Source organism: Microcoleus sp. BM001215392 (genome assembly GCF_036700185.1).
Taxonomy (GTDB): Bacteria; Cyanobacteriota; Cyanobacteriia; order Cyanobacteriales; family Microcoleaceae; genus Microcoleus.
This window is the reverse complement of the sequence record NZ_JAUBOJ010000553.1, coordinates 1-3,621: the sequence shown is the minus strand read 5'-3', so window position 1 is coordinate 3,621 and position 3,621 is coordinate 1. Positions and strand designations below refer to the sequence as shown.

The following is a 3,621-nucleotide window of genomic DNA, read 5'->3' as shown; positions in this document are numbered from 1 at the left end:
ATAATCCCATATTGAATGCGGTCATGCTTCGCCCCTACGGATATATTTGCCTTGCGTGAGATGCACCCCAATGATAGGACTAAAGTCCTCACTACAAACATCTTTGTTGTGTGATAATTCAGTTAGGCGCATTGTCTCAGAAAATTGTTTAATTTAGAGTGATTATAGAGGAAAATTTAATGCACAAAATAGCAGCTACGCCCGGAGGTTGGAACCCTCAAGCAGAAGGAGTAATTTTTATACAGCAAACCCCAGCACCAATCGTATTTATTAGTGCTGCTGACACCGACATTCAAACACTCGCGGCCGCCGCATCCAAAATGCCCGCAGAATTCCCCAAAGTGCGCGCCGTAAATCTGCTTCAGTTGCAGCAACAATTAACCATTGACACCTACGCCGAGGAAATTTTAGAACGCGCGGAAGTAATAATTTTAAGGCTGTTAGGCGGGCGTTCTTATTGGTCTTACGGGTTGGAAGTTCTGCGGGAAACGGCGCAGAAAACTAATGCAGCATTGATTGTGATCCCTGGTGAAGATAGTCCCGATCCAGATTTAATTAGTCATTCCAATGTATCGCTGTCCGCAGTCAATCAACTGTGGCGCTATTTGACTGAAGGCGGAGTCCAGAATTTTGTGAATGCACTCAAGTTTACGGCTGACACTTGTTTGAAAACTGCTTATCATCCGCCTCTTCCTCAAACAGTTTCTCGGGTGGGAATTTATGATTGGGGAGGAAATACAACGGCTGGTTTGGGAATTTTACTACCAGATTCCGATCCCCCTAAATCCCCCTTAAGAAGGGGGACTTTGAACCCAGATTCCGATACCGCTAAATCGCCCTTAAAAACCGAAACTTTGACCACTTCTTGCCCCCCCCTTAAGAAGGGGGGCTGGGGGGGATCTCCGGGTTTACCAACCCTTGCTAAAGTCGGGATTTTATTTTATCGCGCTCATTACTTATCGGGAAATTTAGCGCCAGTTGATGCACTTTGTCAAGCTTTAGCAGAACGAAATTTAGTACCAGTTCCCGTCTTTGTGTCTTCGCTGCGAGAACCCGATTTGCAAGTGGAATTGCTGGAACTTTTTAAACCCAAAGAATGCGAACCAATTCAATTACTGATCAATACAACAAGTTTTGCAATCTCTGGTTTCAACAGTATTGAACCAGAACAAAATACTTTAAAATTATTAGACGTTCCAGTATTGCAAGCAATCTTCAGCGGCGGCGGTTTGGAACAGTGGGAAACAGAATTGCAAGGACTTTCCCCCCGCGATGTGGCGATGAATGTCGCATTACCAGAAGTAGATGGTAAAATCATTACTCGGGCTGTTTCTTTTAAAGCGGTACAAACTTGGAACGGTGAATTAGAAACAGATGTGGTAGGATATGTCGCAGCGGACGATCGCATTTCATTCGTAGCAGACTTAACGGCGAATTGGGTGAAGATGAAGCAAACCCCCGCCGCCAACAGACGCATCGCCATAATTCTCGCTAATTATCCCACCCGCAACGCCCGTTTAGCTAACGGTGTTGGCTTGGATACGCCCGCTAGCTGTGTGGAAATCCTCAAAGCTATGCAGGAAGCCGGTTATCGAGTAGATAACATTCCCAGCAGCGGCGGTGAGTTAATTGAAATGCTCATTTCTGGCGTGACAAATGACCCGGAAGGACGAGAATTGCGGCCTGTTAATCAATATTTGGATTTGGCGGAATATCAAGAATATTTTACAACTTTGCCGCAGCAAGTACAGGATGGAATTTGTAATAGATGGGGGTTAGCGACAGGGGAAAGAAGGACTGAAGTCCTTACTACGAACCTGGAAAGAAGGACTGAAGTCCTTACTACGAACCTGGATGCGAATCTGTTTCCGATTCCGGGGATTCAGTTTGGCAATGTATTTGTGGGAATTCAACCGTCGCGGGGATACGAAATTGACCCTAGTTTGAACTATCACGCGCCGGATTTGGAACCAACTCACAATTATCTTGCTTACTATTATTGGCTGCGCGAAAAGTTGGGAATTGATGCGATTATTCATGCGGGAAAACACGGCAATTTAGAATGGCTTCCCGGTAAAAGTGTGGCATTGTCTAATAAATGTTATCCCGAAGTCGCATTGGGCGCGCTGCCGAATTTCTATCCGTTTATTGTCAACGATCCGGGGGAGGGTTCCCAGGCAAAAAGACGATCGCAAGCCGTGATTATCGACCACCTGACCCCGCCGATGACTCGCGCCGAACTTTACGGGCCTTTGCAGCAATTGGAAGCCTTAATCGACGAATATTGCGAGGCGCAAAGCTTAGACCCGTCCAGATTACCGATGATTCGCGATCGCATTGTAGCCCTTACCAACCAGGAAAATCTAGATAAAGACCTAGGCATTCAACTCAATAAATCCGAGTTTACCGAGTTTATCACCCGCACCGACGGTTATCTTTGCGAACTCAAAGAATCCCAAATCCGCGACGGACTGCATATTTTTGGTCAATGTCCCGAAGGTAGACAGTTGCGAGATTTGATAATTGCGATCGCCCGCCATCCTAGCACAAATCGTTCCGGCTTAACCCGCTCCCTCGCCCAAGACTTAAATCTAGATTTCGATCCCTTAACCACCGCAGGCGATTTAACCGCCGAATTAGAAGCAAAAGCCGCAGAATTAGTAGATGATTTAATCAAAGACATCCGCGTTCATCCGCGTGCTTCTGCGGTTTTTAATCAAGAAATAGGACAAGCCACCCAACAAGAATTAGATTGGATTGCCAACTATCTTTTACCATCACTCCTGCAAACAAATCAAGAAATTACTAACTTGTTGCGCGGACTAGATGGGCGACACATTCCCAGCGGCGCATCCGGCGCACCCACCCGTGGGAGACCAGATGTATTACCCACAGGCCGCAATTTTTACTCGGTAGATATCCGCGCTATTCCCACAGAAACTGCTTGGAGAGTTGGCAGAGTTGCAGCCGAAACTTTAATCGAAAGATACACTCAAGAAAATGGTGAATATCCCAAAACTTTGGGTTTGTCTGTGTGGGGAACATCGACTATGCGGACAGGGGGAGACGACATCGCCGAAGCCTTAGCATTGATCGGAGTTCAACCAATCTGGGATGGGCCTTCGCGCCGGGTTGTAGATTTTGAAATCTTGCCTGTTTCTGTTTTGAGGCGGCCGCGCGTCGATGTTACTTTGCGGATTTCTGGCTTCTTCCGCGATGCTTTTTTTAATTTAATTGATTTGTTTGACTCGGCTGTCAAAGCTGTAGCGGATTTAGATGAACCTGCGGAAGACAATCCTTTAGCAGCACAAGTTAAACAAGAGATTTTGGATTGGGAATCGGCTGGTTTGAGTCGGGAAGATGCGCAAGCGCGATCGCAATTTCGAGTCTTTGGTTCAAAGCCGGGTGCTTACGGTGCGGGACTTCAGGGAATAATTGAAGCTCAAAACTGGACAGACGACGGCGATTTAGCCAAAGCTTACATTAATTGGAGCAGTTACGCCTATACAAGTACCCCCTCCACTTCTTCTGGTAAAGATGTGGCTAATTCCAATTCTTCTGCTTTACTACCAGTCAATACCCCCCCAACCCCCCCTTACCAAGGGGAGGTTGGGGGGGTTC

At 46.7% G+C, this 3,621-nt stretch carries 1 protein-coding gene; it reads left to right on the top strand.

Annotated features, from left to right (window positions below):
• Positions 1 to 179: 179 nt before the first annotated feature.
• Positions 180 to 3,621 (top strand): cobaltochelatase subunit CobN (gene cobN, locus QT974_RS32505; protein ID WP_333472485.1); only part of this gene is annotated, 3,442 nt, incomplete at its 3' end.